At 72.8% G+C, this 18763-nt stretch carries 14 protein-coding genes; 10 read left to right on the plus strand and 4 right to left on the minus strand.

The features are described from left to right. The first annotated feature begins 133 nt into the window (after positions 1-133). Both sucD and CLV63_RS13785 read left to right on the plus strand, forming a co-directional pair. Positions 134-1012 carry a succinate--CoA ligase subunit alpha gene (gene sucD, locus CLV63_RS13780; protein ID WP_106583411.1) on the plus strand — a complete coding sequence of 293 codons (879 nt, stop codon included), beginning with the start codon at positions 134-136 and terminating at the stop codon, positions 1010-1012. Positions 1013-1205: 193 nt separating this feature from the next. Further along, positions 1206-3002, plus strand: coding sequence for a cell division protein PerM (locus CLV63_RS13785; protein WP_342751403.1), 1797 nt, complete (start codon positions 1206-1208; stop codon positions 3000-3002). Positions 3003-3140: 138 nt separating this feature from the next. Here CLV63_RS13785 and CLV63_RS13790 read toward each other — a convergent pair whose 3' ends face one another. Continuing rightward, the gene (locus tag CLV63_RS13790; RefSeq protein WP_106583413.1) at positions 3141-3560 is read right to left on the minus strand and encodes a hypothetical protein; all 420 of its coding nucleotides are present in this window, start codon (positions 3558-3560) and stop codon (positions 3141-3143) included. A gap of 259 nt (positions 3561-3819) precedes the next feature. Between CLV63_RS13790 and purN the strand changes: the two genes are divergently transcribed. The 3 genes from purN (at position 3820) to CLV63_RS13805 (ending at position 6984) form a co-directional block, all read left to right on the plus strand. Further along, positions 3820-4461: a phosphoribosylglycinamide formyltransferase gene (gene purN, locus CLV63_RS13795; RefSeq protein WP_106583587.1), complete on the plus strand. Its 642-nt coding sequence runs from the start codon at positions 3820-3822 to the stop codon at positions 4459-4461. Then, positions 4458-6020, plus strand: a complete 1563-nt coding sequence (purH, locus tag CLV63_RS13800; RefSeq protein ID WP_106583414.1) for a bifunctional phosphoribosylaminoimidazolecarboxamide formyltransferase/IMP cyclohydrolase — start codon at positions 4458-4460, stop codon at positions 6018-6020. The genes purN and purH overlap by 4 nt, the downstream gene beginning before the upstream one ends. 112 nt (positions 6021-6132) lie before the next feature. Further along, positions 6133-6984 carry a bifunctional methylenetetrahydrofolate dehydrogenase/methenyltetrahydrofolate cyclohydrolase gene (locus CLV63_RS13805; protein WP_106583415.1) on the plus strand — a complete coding sequence of 284 codons (852 nt, stop codon included), beginning with the start codon at positions 6133-6135 and terminating at the stop codon, positions 6982-6984. A 72-nt stretch (positions 6985-7056) separates the two neighbouring features. Here CLV63_RS13805 and CLV63_RS13810 read toward each other — a convergent pair whose 3' ends face one another. Beyond that, positions 7057-7656 (minus strand): FHA domain-containing protein, encoded by a 600-nt coding sequence (locus tag CLV63_RS13810; RefSeq protein WP_106583416.1) that lies wholly within the window; start codon positions 7654-7656, stop codon positions 7057-7059. Positions 7657-8313: 657 nt separating this feature from the next. Between CLV63_RS13810 and CLV63_RS13815 the strand changes: the two genes are divergently transcribed. From CLV63_RS13815 to CLV63_RS13830, 4 genes are all read left to right on the plus strand, one after another. Beyond that, entirely contained in the window at positions 8314-8676 is a 363-nt protein-coding gene (locus tag CLV63_RS13815; RefSeq protein ID WP_106583588.1) for a DUF3017 domain-containing protein, read from the plus strand. A gap of 61 nt (positions 8677-8737) precedes the next feature. Further along, positions 8738-9955: an NADP-dependent isocitrate dehydrogenase gene (locus CLV63_RS13820; protein ID WP_106583417.1), complete on the plus strand. Its 1218-nt coding sequence runs from the start codon at positions 8738-8740 to the stop codon at positions 9953-9955. 389 nt (positions 9956-10344) lie between these two features. After that, positions 10345-11925, plus strand: coding sequence for a serine hydrolase domain-containing protein (locus CLV63_RS13825; protein WP_106583418.1), 1581 nt, complete (start codon positions 10345-10347; stop codon positions 11923-11925). A gap of 318 nt (positions 11926-12243) precedes the next feature. After that, entirely contained in the window at positions 12244-14850 is a 2607-nt protein-coding gene (locus CLV63_RS13830) for a tetratricopeptide repeat protein (protein ID WP_170134220.1), read from the plus strand. Here CLV63_RS13830 and CLV63_RS13835 read toward each other — a convergent pair. Beyond that, positions 14769-15113 (minus strand): hypothetical protein, encoded by a 345-nt coding sequence (locus CLV63_RS13835; RefSeq protein ID WP_106583420.1) that lies wholly within the window; start codon positions 15111-15113, stop codon positions 14769-14771. The two genes, CLV63_RS13830 and CLV63_RS13835, sit on opposite strands and share 82 nt — an antisense overlap. 208 nt (positions 15114-15321) lie before the next feature. Between CLV63_RS13835 and CLV63_RS13840 the strand changes: the two genes are divergently transcribed. Then, the gene (locus CLV63_RS13840) at positions 15322-17349 is read left to right on the plus strand and encodes an elongation factor G (RefSeq protein ID WP_106583421.1); all 2028 of its coding nucleotides are present in this window, start codon (positions 15322-15324) and stop codon (positions 17347-17349) included. A 107-nt stretch (positions 17350-17456) separates the two neighbouring features. Here CLV63_RS13840 and CLV63_RS13845 read toward each other — a convergent pair whose 3' ends face one another. Then, positions 17457-18722, minus strand: coding sequence for an LCP family protein (locus tag CLV63_RS13845; RefSeq protein WP_106583422.1), 1266 nt, complete (start codon positions 18720-18722; stop codon positions 17457-17459). Positions 18723-18763: the final 41 nt, after the last annotated feature.

Genomic DNA, 18763 nt, shown 5'->3' on the forward strand with positions numbered 1-18763 from the left:
GGCAACAACGCCGAGCAGGGCCGGGCGATCCTGGCCGAGCGGGCGCATCCGGCGGTGCGCCGGGTGGACACGATGGACGGCGCCGCCGCGCAGGCCGCCGAACTCGCGGCCAAGTAGGGGACGGGACTCAATCATGTCGATTTTTCTGAACAAGGACAGCAAGGTGCTCGTCCAGGGCATGACCGGCTCTGAGGGCACCAAGCACACCCGCCGCATGCTGGCCTCGGGCACCGCCGTGGTGGGCGGGGTCAACCCGCGCAAGGCCGGCACGAGTGTGGACTTCGACGGCACCGAGGTGCCGGTGTTCGGGTCGGTGGCCGAGGGCATGTCCGCCACGGGCGCCGATGTCACGGTGATCTTCGTTCCGCCGAAGTTCAGCCGCGACGCGGTCGTGGAGGCGATCGATGCGGGGATCGGCCTGGCGGTGGTGATCACCGAGGGCATCCCGGTGCACGACACGGCCTACTTCTGGGCTTACGCCGGCCAGAAGGGCAACAAGACGCGCATCATCGGCCCCAACTGCCCGGGTCTGATCACCCCGGGGGAGTCCAACGCGGGCATCATCCCGGCCGACATCACCAAGCCGGGGCGGATCGGGCTGGTCTCGAAGTCGGGCACGCTGACCTATCAGATGATGTACGAGCTGCGCGACATCGGTTTCTCCACGGCGGTGGGCATCGGCGGGGACCCGGTGATCGGCACGACCCACATCGATGCCCTGGCGGCGTTCGAGGCCGATGCGGAGACCGACGCGATCGTGATGATCGGCGAGATCGGCGGCGACGCCGAGGAGCGGGCCGCGGAGTTCATCAAGGCCAACGTGACCAAGCCGGTGGTGGGCTACGTCGCGGGCTTCACCGCGCCGGAGGGCAAGACCATGGGCCACGCCGGCGCGATCGTGTCGGGCTCGGAGGGGACCGCCCAGGCCAAGAAGGAAGCCCTTGAAGCCGCCGGCGTCAAGGTCGGCAAGACTCCGAGCGAGACCGCCCAACTCGCACGCGAACTCTTCTGACGCCTCCCACGCGTCCGCGGCGAACGCACGGCATCGGGGCCGCCACCCGCACGGGTGGCGGCCCCGCGCCATGTCCGCACCCGCGCCCGGCACCCGCGCCGCACCGCCGCTACCACATCCGCCTCCCAAGCGCCCGGCGACACGCCCGTGTCAATCGGCGGTCCCAAGGGGTCGGACTGGGAGCATGGGGCGGGTGAGCGCCCCTACACGTCCCACCTCATCCCGAGGCCCCGCCGCCAAGAAGCCGGCCGGTGCGAAACCGCGGGGGCGCCGACCCCTCCCCTTGGGCCGCGACCCGCGCCCACCCGGCGACGCCCCCCGCCCGCTCTACACCGCGGGCGGGATCGCCGCGGCATGGGCCGCGGCGATCGGCCTCGCCGTCCTCATGACCATCGCACTCATCGGCTGGGTCGCCGCGCCGCACGCCACGTTCGGCGAGGACATCGGCGACGTGTTCCAGGTCGCCGTGCAGGGCTGGCTCGTGGGGCACCAGGTCGGCTTCGAGATCCCCGGCGGGCACGTCGGGATGCTGCCGCTCGGGCTCGTCGTCCTGCCGGGGATGCTGCTGTACCGGTCGGGGCGCTGGCTGGCGCGCAGCTGCGAGCCCACAGAGCGCCACCATCTGGTCCACGCGGCGCTGGCGCTCGCCGGGCCCTACGCCGCCATCTCCGGGACACTGGCGCTCCTCGGGCAGAACGACACCGTCCGCCCCGGCATGTTCCAGGCGCTGCTGGCGGGGTTCCTGCTCGCGTTCATCGCGGGCGGCCTCGGCGTGCTCCGCCAGGTCCTCAAGGACCGCGACATCGCGCGCCGGCGGCTGCTGCACGTCCTGTCGCCGCGCGTGCGCGCGCTCCTCCTCGGCACCATCGGCGCGACCGCGACCCTGCTCCTCACCGGCACACTGCTGTTCCTCACGGCGCTCATCCTGAACATGGGCGACGCCATCGCGCTGACCCGCGCCCTCTCGCCGGGGATCATCGGCGGCACACTGCTGATCGTCCTCCAGGCGCTGTACCTGCCCAACGCCGTGATCTTCGGCGCGTCCTACGCGGTCGGCCCCGGGTTCGCGGTCGGAGCGGACACCATGGTCGCGCCCACCGGGGTCGCACTGGGCCCGCTGCCGCAGCTGCCGATGCTCGCGGCGCTGCCCGACAACGGCCCGGCCCCGGTCCTGTCGCTGGCGGCCCTCGCCGCCCCGTTCCTGGCCGGCGCCATCGGGGGAGCGCTCACCCTGCGGCGCGCGCCGACACAGGTCAACGAGGCCGCCCCGATGTGGGGGTTCGCCTGCGGTGCCGCGACCGGGCTCGTGTGCGCCGCGCTCGCCCAACTGGCCGGCGGGCCCGTCGGGGCCCAGCGCCTCGCCGACGTCGGCCCGTCGGCCTGGCAGGTCGGCCTGGTCACCGCGCTCGAAGTCGGCCTGTCGGCGGCCGTCGTCGCATGGCTGGCGAACTGGTGGCACTTCCGCACGGCCCGGCGCGCGGCCGCCGCGGAGGCGAAGGCCGCGCGCGCCGCCGAAGCCGAGGCCGCCGCTGCCGAACGCGCCGAGGCGGGCGTCGAGGACGGCGAACCCGCCTCCCCCGCGCCGCGCAAGCGCGGGAAGCGCGGCGCGGGCACCGGCGAGCGCCCGCTCGCCGACGTGGTGTCGCTGCCGGATCGGCGCCCGGTCGCGGAGCGCACCGGGGCGACGTCATCGAGGGCCAAGGCGGCAGCGGCCAAGGCTGAAGCGAAGGCCGAGGCGAAGGCGGCGGCAGAGGCCGACGCGGCAGCCGAGTCGGCCGCGGTCGAAGACACCGCGGCCGAGGACGCCGGGACCGAAGGCGGAGGGGCGCCCGGCGGCACCGCCGCCGCGCGCCCGCGCCGCCGCTGGTGGCCCCGGCGCCGCCGCGCCGAGCAGGCGGCCGAGGAGTCGCACAACCGCGACGACGACGTCGAACTGTTCGGGATCACCTACGAGGCCGACGGCCCCCAAGACACCGAGGAACCCCGCTAGCAGTACTGCGCATCCCCCGCTGAGCTTGACGAACGGGTTCCCTCAATCACAGCGGTGAGGGAACACCTTCATTAAGATCAGCGGGGAAATATGGCGGAACCGGACATCGGGAAGGAGGTCACCGCCTCAGGGCTCGGGTCAGGGGGTGAGGTTCGCGGGGAGTTGGCCTTCGAGCATGGGGTAACGCTCGACGACCTGCTTCTCGAAGGCGGTGTCGCATTCGGTCTGCGAGATCTCGGTGTGGGCGCGCGCCGTGCACTGCTGGTACTCGGAGTACTCGTCCCAGAACATCCACTGCCCGAGGATCACCAGCAGCGAGAACAGCACGCCGATCCCGCCGAGGATCATGCTCAGCAGCGCGCCGGGCGCCTGGGCGTTGTTGGCCTTCGCGGCCTTGCGGGCGCGGCGCCCCTGGGCGATTCCGAAGATCGAGAGCAGCATGCCGTAGGGCGGCAGCAGCAGGCCCGCTGTGGAGAAGAAGAGCCCCCAGAGTCCGCCTCGTTCCACGGCGGGCCGCTGCCCTTCCGCGTTCGGTGTGGACGACGGCTCATTCGACACGTGCGTACTCCTTCGTGGCTCGGCGGGGCGGAGGACCGGGACGCCGGCGCGGCGGGGCCGCCCGCCGCGACACCGGATCCTCTTGGGGTAGACGCTACCTGGCGGGATAGGCTGTCCAGGCGAACGGGGCCGCATGCGTTCCCGTGCATCGCCCGCCGTCGGCGGGTGCGCCCTCCCGGATGCCGCGCGGTCCCCCCGCGCCCCCGGGTGCGGGCGGTCCCGTACTGCTGTCGAGGAGGGAACCATACTGCCGGCGCGAATAGTCGTCCTCATCTCGGGCGCTGGGAGCAACATGGCCGCGTTGGCCGACGCGGCCGCCGACCCCCGTTACGGCGCGCGCGTCGTCGCGGTCGGAGCGGACCGTGAGAGCGCGGCGGGTCTCGGAACCGCCGCCGCGGCAGGGATCCCCACGTTCGTCACCCCGTTCTCCGAGTTCCCCGACCGCGACCGGTGGAACGCCGCACTCGCCGAACGCCTCGATGAGCACCGGCCCGACCTCGTGGTCTCCGCCGGGTTCATGCGCATCCTGGGTTCGGCGGTGCTCGGCCGCCACACGGTCGTCAACATCCACCCCGCGCTGCTGCCCGCGTTCCCGGGGGCGCACGCCGTCCGCGACGCGCTGGCGTACGGGGTGCGGGTCAGCGGCGCCACGGCGCACTTCGTGGACGAGGGTGTCGACACCGGCCCCGTCATCGACCAGGTGACCGTCCGGGTCGAGCCCGGCGACACCACCGAGACCCTGCACGAACGCATCAAGACAGTGGAGCGCCGGATGCTCGTGGACGTCGTGGGGCGCCTGGCGCGCGACGGCTGGTCCCTGGAGGGGCGCCACGTGCAGCTCGGCCCGGGTGCGCCCGGTCCGGACCCCGCTGCGTCAGTCACTACAGAGGAGAACCGGTGAGCGAGCAGCCAATTCGCCGCGCGTTGATCAGCGTCTACGACAAGACCGGCCTGGCGGAGCTCGCCACGGGCCTGGCGGACGCCGGGGTGGAGATCGTCTCCACCGGCTCGACCGCGACGGCCATCACCGCGGCGGGGGCGCCCGTCACCCCGGTCGAGTCGGTCACCGGGTTCCCCGAGTGCCTGGACGGCAGGGTCAAGACCCTGCACCCCGGTATCCACGCCGGGCTGCTCGCCGACCGCTCCGACGCGGCGCACACCGCCACCCTGGCGGATCTGGACATCGCGCCGTTCGACCTGCTGGTGGTGAACCTGTACCCGTTCGCCGACACGGTCGCCTCGGGGGCGACCCCGGCCGAGTGCATAGAGAAGATCGACATCGGCGGCCCCGCCATGGTCCGCGCCGCGGCGAAGAACCACGGCAGCGTCGCGGTGGTGGTCGACCCCGCCGGCTACGGTGCCGTGCTCACCGCGGCGCGCCACGGCGGGTTCACCCTCGCGCAGCGCAAGCGGCTGGCCGCCGGCGCGTTCGCGCACACCGCCGCCTACGACGCGGCCGTCGCGTCCTGGTTCGCGTCCGCGCACGCGCCCGACGACACCGCCGAGGAGTCGGGCTGGCCCCTGTTCAAGGCCGCCGCGTACGAGCGGGCCGCCACCCTGCGCTACGGGGAGAACCCGCACCAGCGGGCCGCCCTGTACCGGCCGGCCGGCGCCGCGCCTGCGGGCCTGGCGGGCGCCGAGCAGGTGCACGGCAAGGAGATGTCGTACAACAACTACGTCGACGGCGACGCGGCGCTGCGCGCGGCCTTCGACTTCGACGAGCCGTGCGTCGCCATCATCAAGCACGCGAACCCGTGCGGGATCGCCGTGGGCGGCGACGTCGCCGAAGCGCACCGCAAGGCCCACGCGAGCGACCCCGTTTCGGCGTACGGCGGGGTCATCGCGGTGAACCGGCCGGTGTCGGTGGCAATGGCCGAGCAGGTCGCCGAGGTGTTCACCGAGGTCGTGGTGGCGCCGGGGTTCGAGCCGGGCGCCGTCGACATCCTCACCCGCAAGAAGAACCTGCGGCTGCTGCGGGTGGACCCGGTGCGGCGGGCGGTGGAGGAGCGCACGATCAGCGGCGGCGTGCTGTTCCAGGACGCCGACGCCATCGACGCGCCCGGCGACGCCCCCGACGCGTGGGAGCTGCGCGCGGGCCCGCCCGCCGACCCGGAGACCCGCGCCGACCTGGCGTTCGCGTGGCGGGCGGTGCGCGCGGTGAAGTCCAACGCGATCCTGCTCGCCGCCGACCGCGCGACCGTTGGTGTCGGCATGGGGCAGGTGAACCGGGTCGACTCCGCGCGGCTGGCCGTCAAGCGCTCGGGCGACCGGGTGGCGGGCTCGGTGGCGGCGAGCGACGCGTTCTTCCCGTTCGCCGACGGCCTCGACGTGCTCCTTGAGGCGGGGGTGCGCGCGGTGGTGCAGCCCGGCGGGTCGGTGCGCGACGAGGAGGTCATCGCCGCCGCGGAGCGCGCGGGGGTGTCCCTGTACTTCACCGGGACCCGGCACTTCTTCCACTGAGGGACGCCATGCCCGGCGCTGATCGGGGCGGCCGGCGCCGCCGGCCGCCCCGATCAGCGCCGGGATCCCCGATGCCTGGTGGGGGCTGGGGTGCGGATGGAACAATGGCGCGGTGAGCGCACAGATTCTTGATGGCAAGGCGACCGCCGCCGCGATCCGGGCGGAACTGAAGAACCGAGTGTCGGCACTGCGCGCCCGCGGCGTCGTGCCGGGCCTGGGCACGGTGCTGGTGGGCGACGACCCCGGGAGCAGCACCTACGTGGCGGGCAAGCACCGCGACTGCGCCGAGGTGGGAATCGAGAGCATCCGGCGCGACCTCCCCGCCACGGCGACCCAGGCCGAGGTCGAGGACGCCGTCGCCGGGCTCAACGCCGACCCCGCGTGCACCGGCTACATCGTGCAGCTCCCGCTGCCCAAGGGCCTCGATGAGAACCGGGTGCTGGGGCTCATCGACCCCGACAAGGACGCCGACGGCCTCCAGCCGGTCAACCTCGGCAAGCTCGTGCTGATGGAGGACGGCCCCCTGCCGTGCACCCCGCGCGGCATCGTGACGCTGCTGGAGCGCTACGGGGTGCCGATCAAGGGCGCCGAGGTGGTCGTCGTGGGCCGCGGTGTGACCGTGGGGCGCCCGCTGGGCCTGCTGCTCACCCGCCGCAGCGAGAACGCGACCGTGACCCTGTGCCACACCGGTACGCGCGATCTCGCCGCGCACACCCGCCGGGCCGACATCGTGGTCGCCGGTGCGGGGGTGCCGGGGCTGATCACCGCCGACATGGTGCGGCCGGGCGCCGCGGTCCTGGACGTCGGCGTGACCCGGACCGACGAGGGGCTCAAGGGTGATGTCGCGCTGGAGGTGCGCGAGGTCGCCGGGTTCTTCTCGCCCAACCCCGGGGGAGTGGGGCCCATGACCCGGGCCCAGCTGCTCGTCAACGTGGTCGAGGCGGCCGAGCGACGGCTCGGCTGACGGGGCGGGGCTGACTGGGCGAAAAGGTCGTCCGTTGAGGCCCGCCGAGGGGAAGGCAGGCCCCGTCCGGGATCAGCTCGCCTGGCGTTCGAGGTTCGGCAGTGGGCGTACCAGGCCCAGTGCGACGACCTCGTTCGCGAGGCGGGTGCGCCGGTTGACGCCCTCGGGAATGCGGAACTTCTGGTAGAGGCGCAGCAGGTGCTGCTTGACGGCGGCCTCGGTGACCACCAGGTCCTCGGCGATCTCGCGCGCGGTCGCGGGGGCGACGAACGCTTCGTCGGACAGTGCCGGGCGGCACAGCGAGGTGAGGACGTCGAGCTCGCGTCGGGTGAGTTCGGGTGCGGCACCCTTGCGGAGCTCGACCTCGGGGTTCAGCTCCTCGCGGGGCAGCCCGCCGACCTTGCATCGCGCGGCGCCGAAGCTGACGACGTCGCCTTCGCCGAGGACGCGGCGGGCGATCGGGCGCCCGTTGACCCGCGTGCCGTTGCGTGAGAGGCCGAGGTCGACGACGTAGAGGTAGGGGCCGCGCCGCACCAGTTCGGCGTGCAGTTGCGACACGCTGGGGTCGGCCAGCCTGATGTCGGCTCCCTGCCCGCGGCCAACGGTGGTGACGTCGGGGTTCAGCGGTGTTGTGTCACCGTTCTCCTCGACCCGTATGTAGGGCCCGTCCACGGTTGTTCCTCCCAACGTGGGGCGCGACCGATTCGAGTGCATGCGACGGGGCGGGGGTTGGCGCGCTGCCGCTGACACCGCTTCGCGGGTGGGGGCTGCTCGTCGAGTGGCGTTCATCAGGGGGTCTTCCTCGCTCACCGTGGCACTCATCTCATGACGGGTTACCCGGACCGCGGCGCTTCTACGCTCTTACTGACAGGTAAGGCGGGCATGACGGGTGGTTTCACGCATAGGTGCGGTATACGGTCGGGCCACTGCGAGGGGGAGGACCGTGGGTCGCGGGCGGCCGGGGCCGGTGCTCCTCGTTAGACTCGGCGGTGGCTGTGGCCAGTGGTGCGGGTGTCCGTGCGGGTGACTCCACCCGAACCTCCGGAGCGCCCCGCACCGCCGTTTCGGTCTCGGCATAATCGCTGATGGCCGGTCCGCGCCAGGACGGTCCGCAGTGTGCCTGCGGCCGCCCGGGTCAGTGGCCTGCCCCCAATCGGTGTGCGCTAGCGTGAGGTTACGGTGAGCCAGAAATTGGTGCGGGACCACGGAGGCGCCAACGGGCGCGCGGAACGGCTTCCCTCTGAAGCGGACGACGCCGACCCGCGGGCGGAGTCCCCCGGAGCGGCGGAAGCGGAACCGGCCGTCGCAGCGGAGGCAGCGGAACCGGTCGTGGCACCGGTCGGCGCCGAGGAAGCCGAGGAACCGGCCGCGCCCGAGCCGGACACCGGCGAGGAGCCGGCCGGCGCCGAGCGCGACCCCGCCGGCACGCCGCCGGCCTGGCTGGTGCAGGTGCCCTACTTCCTGGTCCTGGCGACCCTGGGCGCGGGGACCGTCGTGGTGGCCGCCGCCTACTTCAAGCGCGGACCGGCGCTGATCGCCATCGCGCTGCTGCTCGCCGCCGGGTTCCGGCTGTTCCTGCCACCGGAGCGCGTGGGGCTCCTCGCCGTCCGGGAGCGCTGGACCGACGTCGCCACGCTGGTCACGCTGGCGGTCCTGTTGATCGTGCTGGCTTGGGTCGCCCCCCAGCTCTGATTTTGCTCGCTTGAATTAAGCTTGACATCGAGATACCTGGAGAAGGGACAGCCACACAGCCATGGCCAAGATCAAGGTTGAGAATCCCGTCGTCGAACTCGACGGCGATGAGATGACCCGCATCATCTGGTCCTTCATCAAGGACCGGTTGATCCTGCCCTACCTCGACGTCGACCTGAAGTACTACGACCTCGGCATCGAGGAGCGCGACCGCACCGACGACCAGGTCACGGTCGACTCCGCCAACGCCATCAAGCAGTACGGCGTCGGCGTCAAGTGCGCCACCATCACCCCCGACGAGGCGCGGGTCGAGGAGTTCGGCCTGAAGAAGATGTGGCGCTCGCCCAACGGCACCATCCGCAACATCCTCGGCGGTGTGGTGTTCCGCGAGCCCATCATCTGTTCCAACGTCCCCCGGCTGGTACCGGGCTGGAGCAAGCCGATCATCATCGGCCGCCACGCCCACGGCGACCAGTACAAGGCCACCGACTTCAAGGTCCCCGGCCCCGGGACGGTCACCATGACCTACACCCCCGAGGACGGCGGTGAGCCGGTCGAGTTCGAGGTGGCGAACTTCCCCGAGGGCGGCGGGGTCGCCATGGGGATGTACAACTACCGCAAGTCCATCGAGGACTTCGCGCGCGCCAGCCTGAACTACGGGCTGGACCGCAACTACCCGGTGTACATGTCCACCAAGAACACCATCCTCAAGTCCTACGACGGCATGTTCAAGGACGTGTTCGCGGAGATCTTCGAGACCGAGTTCAAGGACCGGTTCGACGCCGCGGGCCTCACCTACGAGCACCGCCTCATCGACGACATGGTCGCCGCCGCGCTGAAGTGGGAGGGCGGCTACGTCTGGGCGTGCAAGAACTACGACGGCGACGTCCAGTCCGACACCGTCGCGCAGGGCTTCGGCTCGCTCGGCCTCATGACGTCGGTGCTGCGCACCGCCGACGGCCGCACGGTCGAGGCCGAGGCGGCGCACGGCACCGTCACCCGGCACTTCCGCCAGCACCAGCAGGGCAAGCCCACCTCCACCAACCCCATCGCGTCCATCTACGCCTGGACCCGCGGGCTGGAGCACCGCGGCAAGCTCGACAACACCCCCGCGGTCGTCGAGTTCGCCGACACCCTTGAGGACGTCGTCGTCAAGACCGTCGAAGGCGGCCAGATGACGAAGGACCTCGCCATGCTCGTCGGCGGCGACCAGGGCTACCTCACGACCGAGGAGTTCCTCGCCGCGCTGGACGAGAACCTCTCCAAGCGCCTGGCCTGAGCGCCCGGCCCGAGCCCGCGGCCGGCACCGCCCGGTCGCGGCGCCGGGGCCCGGTGAATATTGCCCGGCCTTGGGACTGTCGGGGCGGTGTTCTTTACCCGGCGGTCCGTAGTGTCGTCAGTGGAGGTCAGCGGGGTCGGGAACGACTCGTCGCTGCTCCGCGGACCAATTGCCGACGTACCGGAGGCGCGCCCGCTGGGGGGTAGGTCGCGCCGCACGGAACGTCACGAAGGGCCCGCATGCCCGCTCAGCGAGCATGCGGGCCCTTCGTTCTGCGCGGGGCTCCCAGCGCCCATGACATCCGTCATGGCGGGCCGGGGTGAACTTCACGGGTCTGCGATGACAGCGCCCTCTACAGCGGCCGCGGCCCGGACCGGCAGGCTTGTCGCATGGCCACCGCACCGACCGCACCGACGCCCCCGACCGCACCGCCCCGCGCCCCGCGCGCCTCCGGGCGCGCCTGGCTCCTGGCGCTCCTCGTGGGGCTGCTCACCGCGGCCCTCGCCTACGCGCTCATGCCCGTCGGCTCCCGCGGGCCGCTGGAGTTCACCGGGCCGGAGGCCGTGGCCGAACCGGTGCGCGCGTCACTGGACGGCGTCGAACACCAGGTGCAGGCGCTGGAGGTGGGCCGCGACACCGGCACCGGACGCGAGTACGTGGCCGCCGGCGAGGTCGGCGGGCCGGGCGGCACGGCGGCGCCGGGCCCCGTCACCCACTTCGAGACCGGGTCGGTCTTCAAGGTGTTCACCGCCATGACGCTGGCCGACATGGTCGACAAGGGCGAGCTGGAGCTGGACACCACTCTCGGGGAGGTGTTCGACGAGGTCGAATTCGCAGACCCCCGCATGGCCGGCGTCACCCTCGAAGAGCTGGCCACCCACCGCTCCGGGATGCCCGCCGTGCCGACCGGCTACGAGGCGGCGGGGACGGGGTCGATGACGATGGGCATGGACCCCTACCGCGCGATGCCCTCGGCGGAGGAGGGGCTCGCGGTGACGCGCCTGGGCGCGCGGGACGAGTTCGCCTACTCCAACCTCGGGTTCATGGTGCTCGGCCGGGCCTTGGCGCGCGTCAGCGGCACCGACTTCCCCGACCTGGTCCGCGAGCGGATCTTCGACCCGGTGAAAATGGACGACACCTTCGTCCTCGGCGCCGACCGGGCCGAGGTGCCCGAGGACACCGCGCTGCCGCACCGGGAGATGGGCCAGCGGGTGCAGACCTGGCGCGCCCCGGACTGGGCCCCTGCCGGGGTCGGCACCTTCACGACAGCGGACGACCTGCTGCGCTTCGGTGCGGCCGTGCGCGACGGCGAGGCGCCGGGGATGGCGGCGGTCGAGCCGCGCGCCGAGGCCGGGGGCAAGGTGCGCATCGGGTTGGCGTGGTTCACCGCGAAATCGCCGGGCGGCGCCGTCCGCACCCTGCACGACGGGAAGACGGGCGGCTCCTCCAGCCTGCTCGCCTTCGACGACGACCAGGTCGTCGTCGCGCTGTCCAACAGCGGGCAGGTGTCGGCGGGGCAGGCCGCACTCGCCGCGCTGGGCGAGCAGGACATCCCCTTGGCGTCCGAGGACCCGTTCGTCGTGGACACAGGGACGGCGGCGGCGTCGACCCTGCCGCTGGTCGTGCTCCCTCCGCTGTTCGCACTGGCGCTGATGCTACGGCGCCGGACCCTCGTCGGGCAGCGCCACCTGGACCGGCTGCGGGTCGTCTCGATGCCGCTGGGCGCGTTCGCGCTCGTCCTGAGCGGGCTGACCGGGTTCGGCTGGGCGATCTTCCCGCACGCGCTGTGGGCGGGCGCCGTCGGCGCGGTGGCGGCGGCCCTGACCGTCGGGCTGTCCCTCGCCCCGGCGCTACCGACGGTACGGGCCCGCTGGGCGTGGCTGCGTGTCGCGTTCTTCGCGGTGTCGGTGACGGCGTCGCTGCTGCTGATCGCCTTCACCGGCTGGACGCTCGCCGTCCTCGACTCCTGAGGCCCGACGCTCCCGCGTCGGACCGTGCCGCGCGGCTGGGTCCGGTGTCGCCGCCGGGCGGCCGCAGCGGAGGGCGCGCGGCACGGCCCCGTCGTTCTGCGTGTCGGCGTACGGCGGTACGCGCGCGCCTCCGTACCGCCGCGTCGCCGTCCCCGGTCCGCTCCCGGTGCGGCCATGGGCGTCCGCCGCGCGGGGGCGCCGCCACGATGCGCGATAATGCGGGCGTCACGCCGCTCGGGATCACGCGTCGAGGGGCAGGGGCCGCGACGGCGCCCCTCCCTGCCGTCGGCGCGGTCCGCTTTCATCGGGGAGGGGCCGGTGCACGCCGACGACGGTTACGCGCATCGCGTCGTGCTGGGCCGGGCCGCGCTGAACGACGCGCGTCTCACGGAGGCCGTGCGGCTGCTGGAGCAGGCGGTGGAGCTGAGCCCGCACCAAGCCGACGCCTACCTGCACCTGGGCGCGGCCCTGCGAGGGCTTGGACAGGCCGAACGCGCGCGACTGGCCTACGCCCGCGCGCTGGCCACCGCCCCCGAGGGCCACGCGACCGCCGACGCCGTGGACGAGGGGCTGCGCGCGCTGCGTCCGGTGCGCACGGACCGGCGGGAGCGCGGCAACTTCCGTCGCGGGCAGCTCGTGGAGAGCGAGCGCAACGGACCGTGCACGGTGCTGGAGGTGCGCAAGGGCGGGTTCGGCGTCGTGTACGTCGTCCGGGTGGAGTCGAGTGGGGCCCGGATGGCGTTCAAGACCCTGGACGCCCGGCTGGTGTGGAGCGACGAGGACCAGGACCGGTTCGCCCGCGAGGCGCTGACCTGGGTGCGGCTGGACCCGCATCCCAACGTCGCGCAGGCGGAGGGGGTGGAGTGGATCGAGGGGATGCCGTGCGTGATCACGGCCTACGCCGAAGGCGGCGACCTGATGCACCTGCTGGCCCGGAGCGGGCCGCTGATGCTCCGCGGGGCCCTGCGCCACGCCCGGCAGTTGTGCGACGGGCTGCGGCACGCGCACGAACAACTCGGCATCGTGCACCGCGACGTGAAACCGGCGAACTGCCTCCTGGACGCGGACGGCACCCTCCGCGTGACCGACTTCGGGCTCGCCCGCGTCTTCGACGGCGTGCATGAGACCGGCGCGGCACCCGGCCGGGGGCGGTCCGCGCCGTCGCCGGGCACGGCGGCGCTCCTCACCAGTGTCGCGGGGACACCGCCCTACATGGCGCCCGAGCAGTTCGTCCCGGGTGCCGTGCTCGACACCCGGGCGGACGTGTACGCGTTCGGTGTCGTGCTCTTCCAGATGATCACCGGCCGGATCCCGCCCGGCGACGGCCGAGCCCGCGCCCACATCGACCGGGCCACACCCCGTAGGGAGCGCCGCACCGCGCTCTACCGCCTCATCCGGGGCTGCACCGCGCCGGACCGCGCGGACCGCCCCCCGGACTTCGCAGCAGTGCGCGAACTGCTGGACACGGCGCACCGCGAGCTGACCGGCGCCCCCTCTCCCGCCCCGGCGCGGGCGCAGCGGGCCCGCGCCGAGGACCGGCTGTCCCAGGCGTTGTCCCTGCGCCACCTCGGACGGAACGACGAGGCGCTGGCGGCCGTGCGGGAGGGGCAGGAGCTCGCCGAGCGGAACCGGGACGGGGACGTTGCCTTGGGGCGGCTGTGGCAGGTGCGCGGCATGGTGTTGGAGTCGCTGCGGCGTTACGACGACGCCCTGGCCGCGCACGACCGCGCGGTGGAGCTGAACCCGGACGAGGCCACCGCCTGGCTGGCCCGGGGAACGGTGCTGCGGACATTGGGGCGCGGCGACGACGCCATGGAGAGCTTCGACCGCACACTCGCCCTGAAACCCGGGGAGGAGTTCGCATGGAGCAACAAGGCGGAGGTGCTGGGGGGCCTGGGGCGGGACGAGGAGGCGGAGGAGGCGTTCACCCGTTCCCTGGAGCTGAACCCGCGCCGCCACGGCGTCCTGTGTGATCGGGCGGAGCTGCGCCACCGCGCGGGTCGGTCGACCGAGGCGCTGGCCGACCTCGACCGCGCCCTGGAGATCTCGCCGCGCGACTTCGGAACGCTTGTCGCCAAAGCGAAACTGCTGCGCGACTTGATGCACTACACCGAGGCGCTGGAGGTGCTGCGCCATGCCGCTGAGATCGAACCCGACGACCCCGTGCTCTGGGGGCTCAGGATGCACGTCCACGGCGAACTCGGGCAGCACGAGCAGGCACTGGAGTGCATGGAGACGGCGCTGCGCCAGCGGGAGGCGCTGACGGGCCGCGATGATGGTGACCAGGGCCGGAACAGCCTGGGACGCGCGCACCTCTGGCGGTACAGGGGCACCGTGCTGGCCCGGCTCGGCCGTCCCTCCGAGGACGTCCTGGCCTGCTGTGACCGGGCCGTCGGCCTGGCGCCGGAGGTGGCCGAGTTCCGGCTGCACCGGGCGGCCGTCCTGGGAGAGCTCGGCCGGATCGAGGAGGAGCTGGCCGACTGCGAGCAGGCGTTCGCCCTCGAACCGGACGAGCCCCGCTCCTGGCGCCGCACGGCCAACACCCTGCGCCGGATGGGCCGTATGGAGGACGCGCTGGCGTGGTGCGAGGAGGCCGTCGCGGCGTTCCCCGGCCACAACGGCATCCTGAACGAGACGTGCGCCGCACTGATCGGACTGGGGCGCCTTGACGACGCGTTGCTCTGCGCACAGGAGTGGCGCGAGCGGCACCCCATGGACGCTGACGCGTGGATGCAGTTCTCCTTCGTCCTGTGGCGGCTGGGCCGCGACGAGGAATCGCTCGCGTGGGCCGATGAGGCGCTGGAGACCTGGCCCGACGAGCCCTACCTCTGGTACCGCCGGGGTCACGCACTGGAGCCGTTGGGTCGGACGGAGGAGGCCGCCGCCGCCCTTGAGCGGTCGGCGGCGCTGAAGAACGCCGACTGAGTCCCGGTGTCCGCCGGCCCGGGTGTCCGCCCGTGCGACCGCGACCGCACCCCCGCGGCGGCCGCGCCGATGCGGGCCGCCAGCACGGCCCCGCTGACCACAGCGGTGACGGCGACGGCGACCAGCAGGGTAGGGGCGTAGTAGCCGACCTGGAGCCAGGTGATGTCGCGCCCGGCGGCCGGCAGCCCCAGCAGCTCGGTGACGCCCAGGCACACCGCCACGGCGGCGACGCGGGGGAGGCAGCGGACGAAGGCCCGCCACACGGGACGCCCGGTCCGGAGATCTCGTACTGGCTGAGCTGGCCGTGGTGCGTCCGGACCCTGTCGGGGCCGAGAAACCAGTTGCAGCGGCCGGACGCGGTCTGCTGCACTTGGCCGCGACACCAGGCCGACCAGAGGAGAACGTCAATGCGCCGAGCGCTCATGTCCAACCACGCGGAAATCTCCACCCTTCCGAAGGACATGACGCTTCGTGCCTACGCTGAACTTGGGAATCCTGGCGCACATCGACGCCGGTAAGACGAGCCTGACCGAGCGGCTGCTGTACTCCGCCGGTGTCATCGACCGCATCGGTCGGGTCGATGACGGCAGCACCCAGACCGACTCGCTGGCGCTGGAGCGCCAGCGAGGCATCACCATCAAGTCGGCGGTCGTCTCGTTCGCCGTCGGCGACACCACCGTGAACCTGATCGACACCCCCGGCCACCCGGACTTCATCGCCGAGGTCGAGCGGGTGCTCAGCGTGCTCGACGGCGCCGTGCTCGTCGTTTCCGCCGTCGAGGGCGTGCAGGCGCAGACCCGCGTGCTGATGCGGACGCTGCGGCGGCTGCGCATCCCGACGCTGATCTTCGTCAACAAGATCGACCGGCGCGGCGCGCAGTACGAGGCGCTGTTGCGGAGCATGGCCGAGAAGCTGACTCCGGCCGTCGTCGCCATGACGTCCGTCGCGCGTGCCGGAACCCGTGAAGCGTCCGCCGAACCGTTCGGCGCGGCGGACCCCGCGTTCACCTCCCGGCTCGTGGACCTGCTCGCCGAACGGGACGACGCGCTCCTCGCCCACTACGTCGAGAACGAGGCGGCGGTCGGCCACGCCCGGCTCCGCGCGGAGCTGGCGGCGCAGACCGGCCGGGCGCTGGTGAGCCCGGTGTACTTCGGCTCGGCGGTCACCGGCGCGGGGACCGACGCCCTGATCGGCGGGATCAGGGGACTGCTGCCCCCGGCCGCAGGCGACGCCGACGGTCCGGTGTCGGGCACCGTGTTCAAGGTCGAGCGCGGCGCGGCGGGGGAGAAGCTGGCCTACGTCCGTATGCGGTCGGGGACGGTGCGGCTCCGGGACCACGTGCCGCTCGGTAGCGGCGGCACCGCTGAGGGCGGTGCGAGCGACGAGGCCAGGATCACCGGAATCGAGGTCTTCGCCGACGCCAGCGCATCGCGGAGCAACGCGGTGGCCGCCGGGCAGATCGGCAGGTTGGGGGGCCTGGGCGCGGTCCGGATCGGGGACAGGATCGGGGAGTCCGCCGGTGCCGTGGCGGCGGACGGGCACTTCGCGCCGCCGACCCTGGAGACCGTGGTCGTCCCGTGCCGCGCATCCGACAAGGCCGCGCTGCATCTCGCACTCAGTCAGCTCGCGGAGCAGGACCCGCTGATCGACCTGCGGCAGGACGACGTTCGCCGCGAGATATCGGTCTCGCTCTACGGCGAGGTACAGAAGGAGGTCATCCAGGCGACGCTGGCGGCCGACTTCGGGCTCGACGTCACGTTCCGGGAGACGACGACGATCTGCCTGGAGCGGCCGGTGGGCACCGGGGAGGCCGTCGAGATCATCGACAAGGACCCGAATCCTTTCCTTGCCACCGTGGGCTTGCGCGTGGAGCCGGTGCCCGTGGGCAGCGGGGTGGAGTTCCGGTTGGGCGTCGAGCTCGGATCGATGCCGTCCGCGTTCATCAAGGCGGTCGAGGAGACCGTGTACGCGACCCTGGGCCAGGGGGTCCACGGGTGGCAGGTCACCGACTGCACGGTGACCATGACGCACTCCGGCTACTGGGCGCGGCAGAGCCACGCGCACGGGACCTTTGACAAGAGCATGTCGAGTACGGCGGGTGATTTCCGCTCGCTGACACCGCTGGTCCTGATGAGCGCGCTGATGCGGGCCGGGACCCGGGTGTACGAGCCGCTGCACGGCTTCCACCTGGAGATCCCGGCCGACACCTTCGGCACGGTGCTCCCGGCGCTGGCGCGGCTGGGCGCCGTCCCGCACGAGCCGTCCCTTCGCGGCACGACGTGCACGCTGACGGGGGAGGTTCCGGCGGCGTCGGTGCATGAGCTCGGGCAGCGCGTGCCCGGTCTCACCCGTGGTGAGGGGATGCTCGAATCCGCCTTCGAGAGCTACCGGGAGGTCCGGGGCCCGGTCCCGGACCGCGAGCGCACCGACCACGACCCGCGCGACCGCAGGGCCTACCTGCTGCGCATCGGCCGGACGCTCGACCGCTCGACGGGGTGAGGCGACGGGCCGCACCGCTGTGCGGAACGGCTCGTCCGCTCACCCCCGTGCGCGAGCATCGGGCACCCGGCGTCCGTCGCGGCGCGGAGTCCGCGCGGGCGCCGCCGTCAATCCTGCATGGCCGACTTGGGGATGGCCTTGCCCTGCTTCATCGCGTCGAACATCTGGCCCGAGCGGGTCTCGTCCCACACCACGACGTCGCCGATGCTGCCGCCGACGTTGGGCAGCGAGCCGATGGGGATGCCGGTGGTCTGCGGGTTCTCGCGCATGGCCAGCGCCATGCCGGCGAGGTCGGTCAGGTGGTCGCCCTCGTCGACGGTGAACGTGTCGGTGCCGTTGATGACCAGCGGCACCGAGCGGAACGGGTTGGCGAGGGTCCCGGCCGCGGTGGACTGCTCGACCAGCGCGCCGAAGAACTCCCGCTGCCGCTTGATGCGGTCGAGGTCGGAGCGGCCGCCCTCGCGGGTGCGCACGTAGCCCAGCGCCGTGGGGCCGTCCATGTCCTGGCAGCCGGCCTTGATGTCGAGCCCGGCCTTGGGGTCCTTCATGTCCTCCTTGGGGCAGAGCTCGACGCCGCCGACGGCGTCGACGATGCCGACGAACCCGGAGAACCCGACCTCGATGTAGTGGTCGATGCGGACGCCGCTCTTCTGCTCGAAGGCCTGCACGAGGGTCGAGGGGCCGCCGCCGAGTTCGCTGGAGAACGCCGCGTTGATCTTGTTCTCGCCGATCTCGGGGATGTTCACGTAGGAGTCGCGGGGCACGCTGATGATGGAGGGTCGGCCGCCGTCGTCGGGGACGTAGAGCACCATGATGGTGTCGGTGCGCTTGCCTTCGGCCTTGCCGGTGCGCAGGTTGTCCATGTCGCCGTCGGTGAGGCCCTCGCGGCTGTCGGAGCCGACGATCAGGTAGGTGGAGCCCGGCTGGTCGTCGGGCCGCCCCTCGTAGTCGGGCAGCGCGGCGACCCGGTTCAGCCGGGAGTCGGCCCAGAAGTAGAACACGACGGGCACGAGCAGCAGGACCACCAGGACCACCGCGAAGATGCGGCGGCGCCGCTTGCGGCGTTCGCGCAGCCGCCGCTGCGAGGAGCCCTTGCCGCCGCCGTACTCGCGGCCGGGCGAGCGGCCGCCGGAGTCGCGGCGCCCGCCGCCGCTGCGCGACTCGCCGGCTTCGTCGGCCGCCGGCATGCGGCGGGTCGCCGACTCGGAGCGGCCCCCGGAGCGCGATTCGCCTTCGCGCGGCCGGTAGAGGCTGTCGAGCTTGTCGGGCTCGGGGAGCCCGCCGCCGGGGTCGCGGCGGAACACCGCTGTGCGGTCCTGGTCGCCGGAGTCCCTCCCGCGCCCTTGGCCGCGGTCTGCTGACCTGTCACCCATCGTTGTCGCCCATCCGTCGCGGAAGCATGCCCCGGTACCCT

Source organism: Murinocardiopsis flavida (assembly GCF_003014485.1).
Taxonomy (GTDB): domain Bacteria; phylum Actinomycetota; class Actinomycetes; order Streptosporangiales; family Streptosporangiaceae; genus Murinocardiopsis; species Murinocardiopsis flavida.

Bases quoted from the DNA above. Each gene is read 5' to 3' on its own strand.
- CLV63_RS13825 (WP_106583418.1), top strand. From the start codon at position 10,345: ATGGCCACCGCACCGACCGCACCGACGCCCCCGACCGCACCGCCCCGC.
- CLV63_RS13820 (WP_106583417.1), top strand. From the start codon at position 8,738: ATGGCCAAGATCAAGGTTGAGAATCCCGTCGTCGAACTCGACGGCGAT.
- sucD (WP_106583411.1), top strand. From the start codon at position 134: ATGTCGATTTTTCTGAACAAGGACAGCAAGGTGCTCGTCCAGGGCATG.
- CLV63_RS13845 (WP_106583422.1), bottom strand. From the start codon at position 18,722: ATGGGTGACAGGTCAGCAGACCGCGGCCAAGGGCGCGGGAGGGACTCC.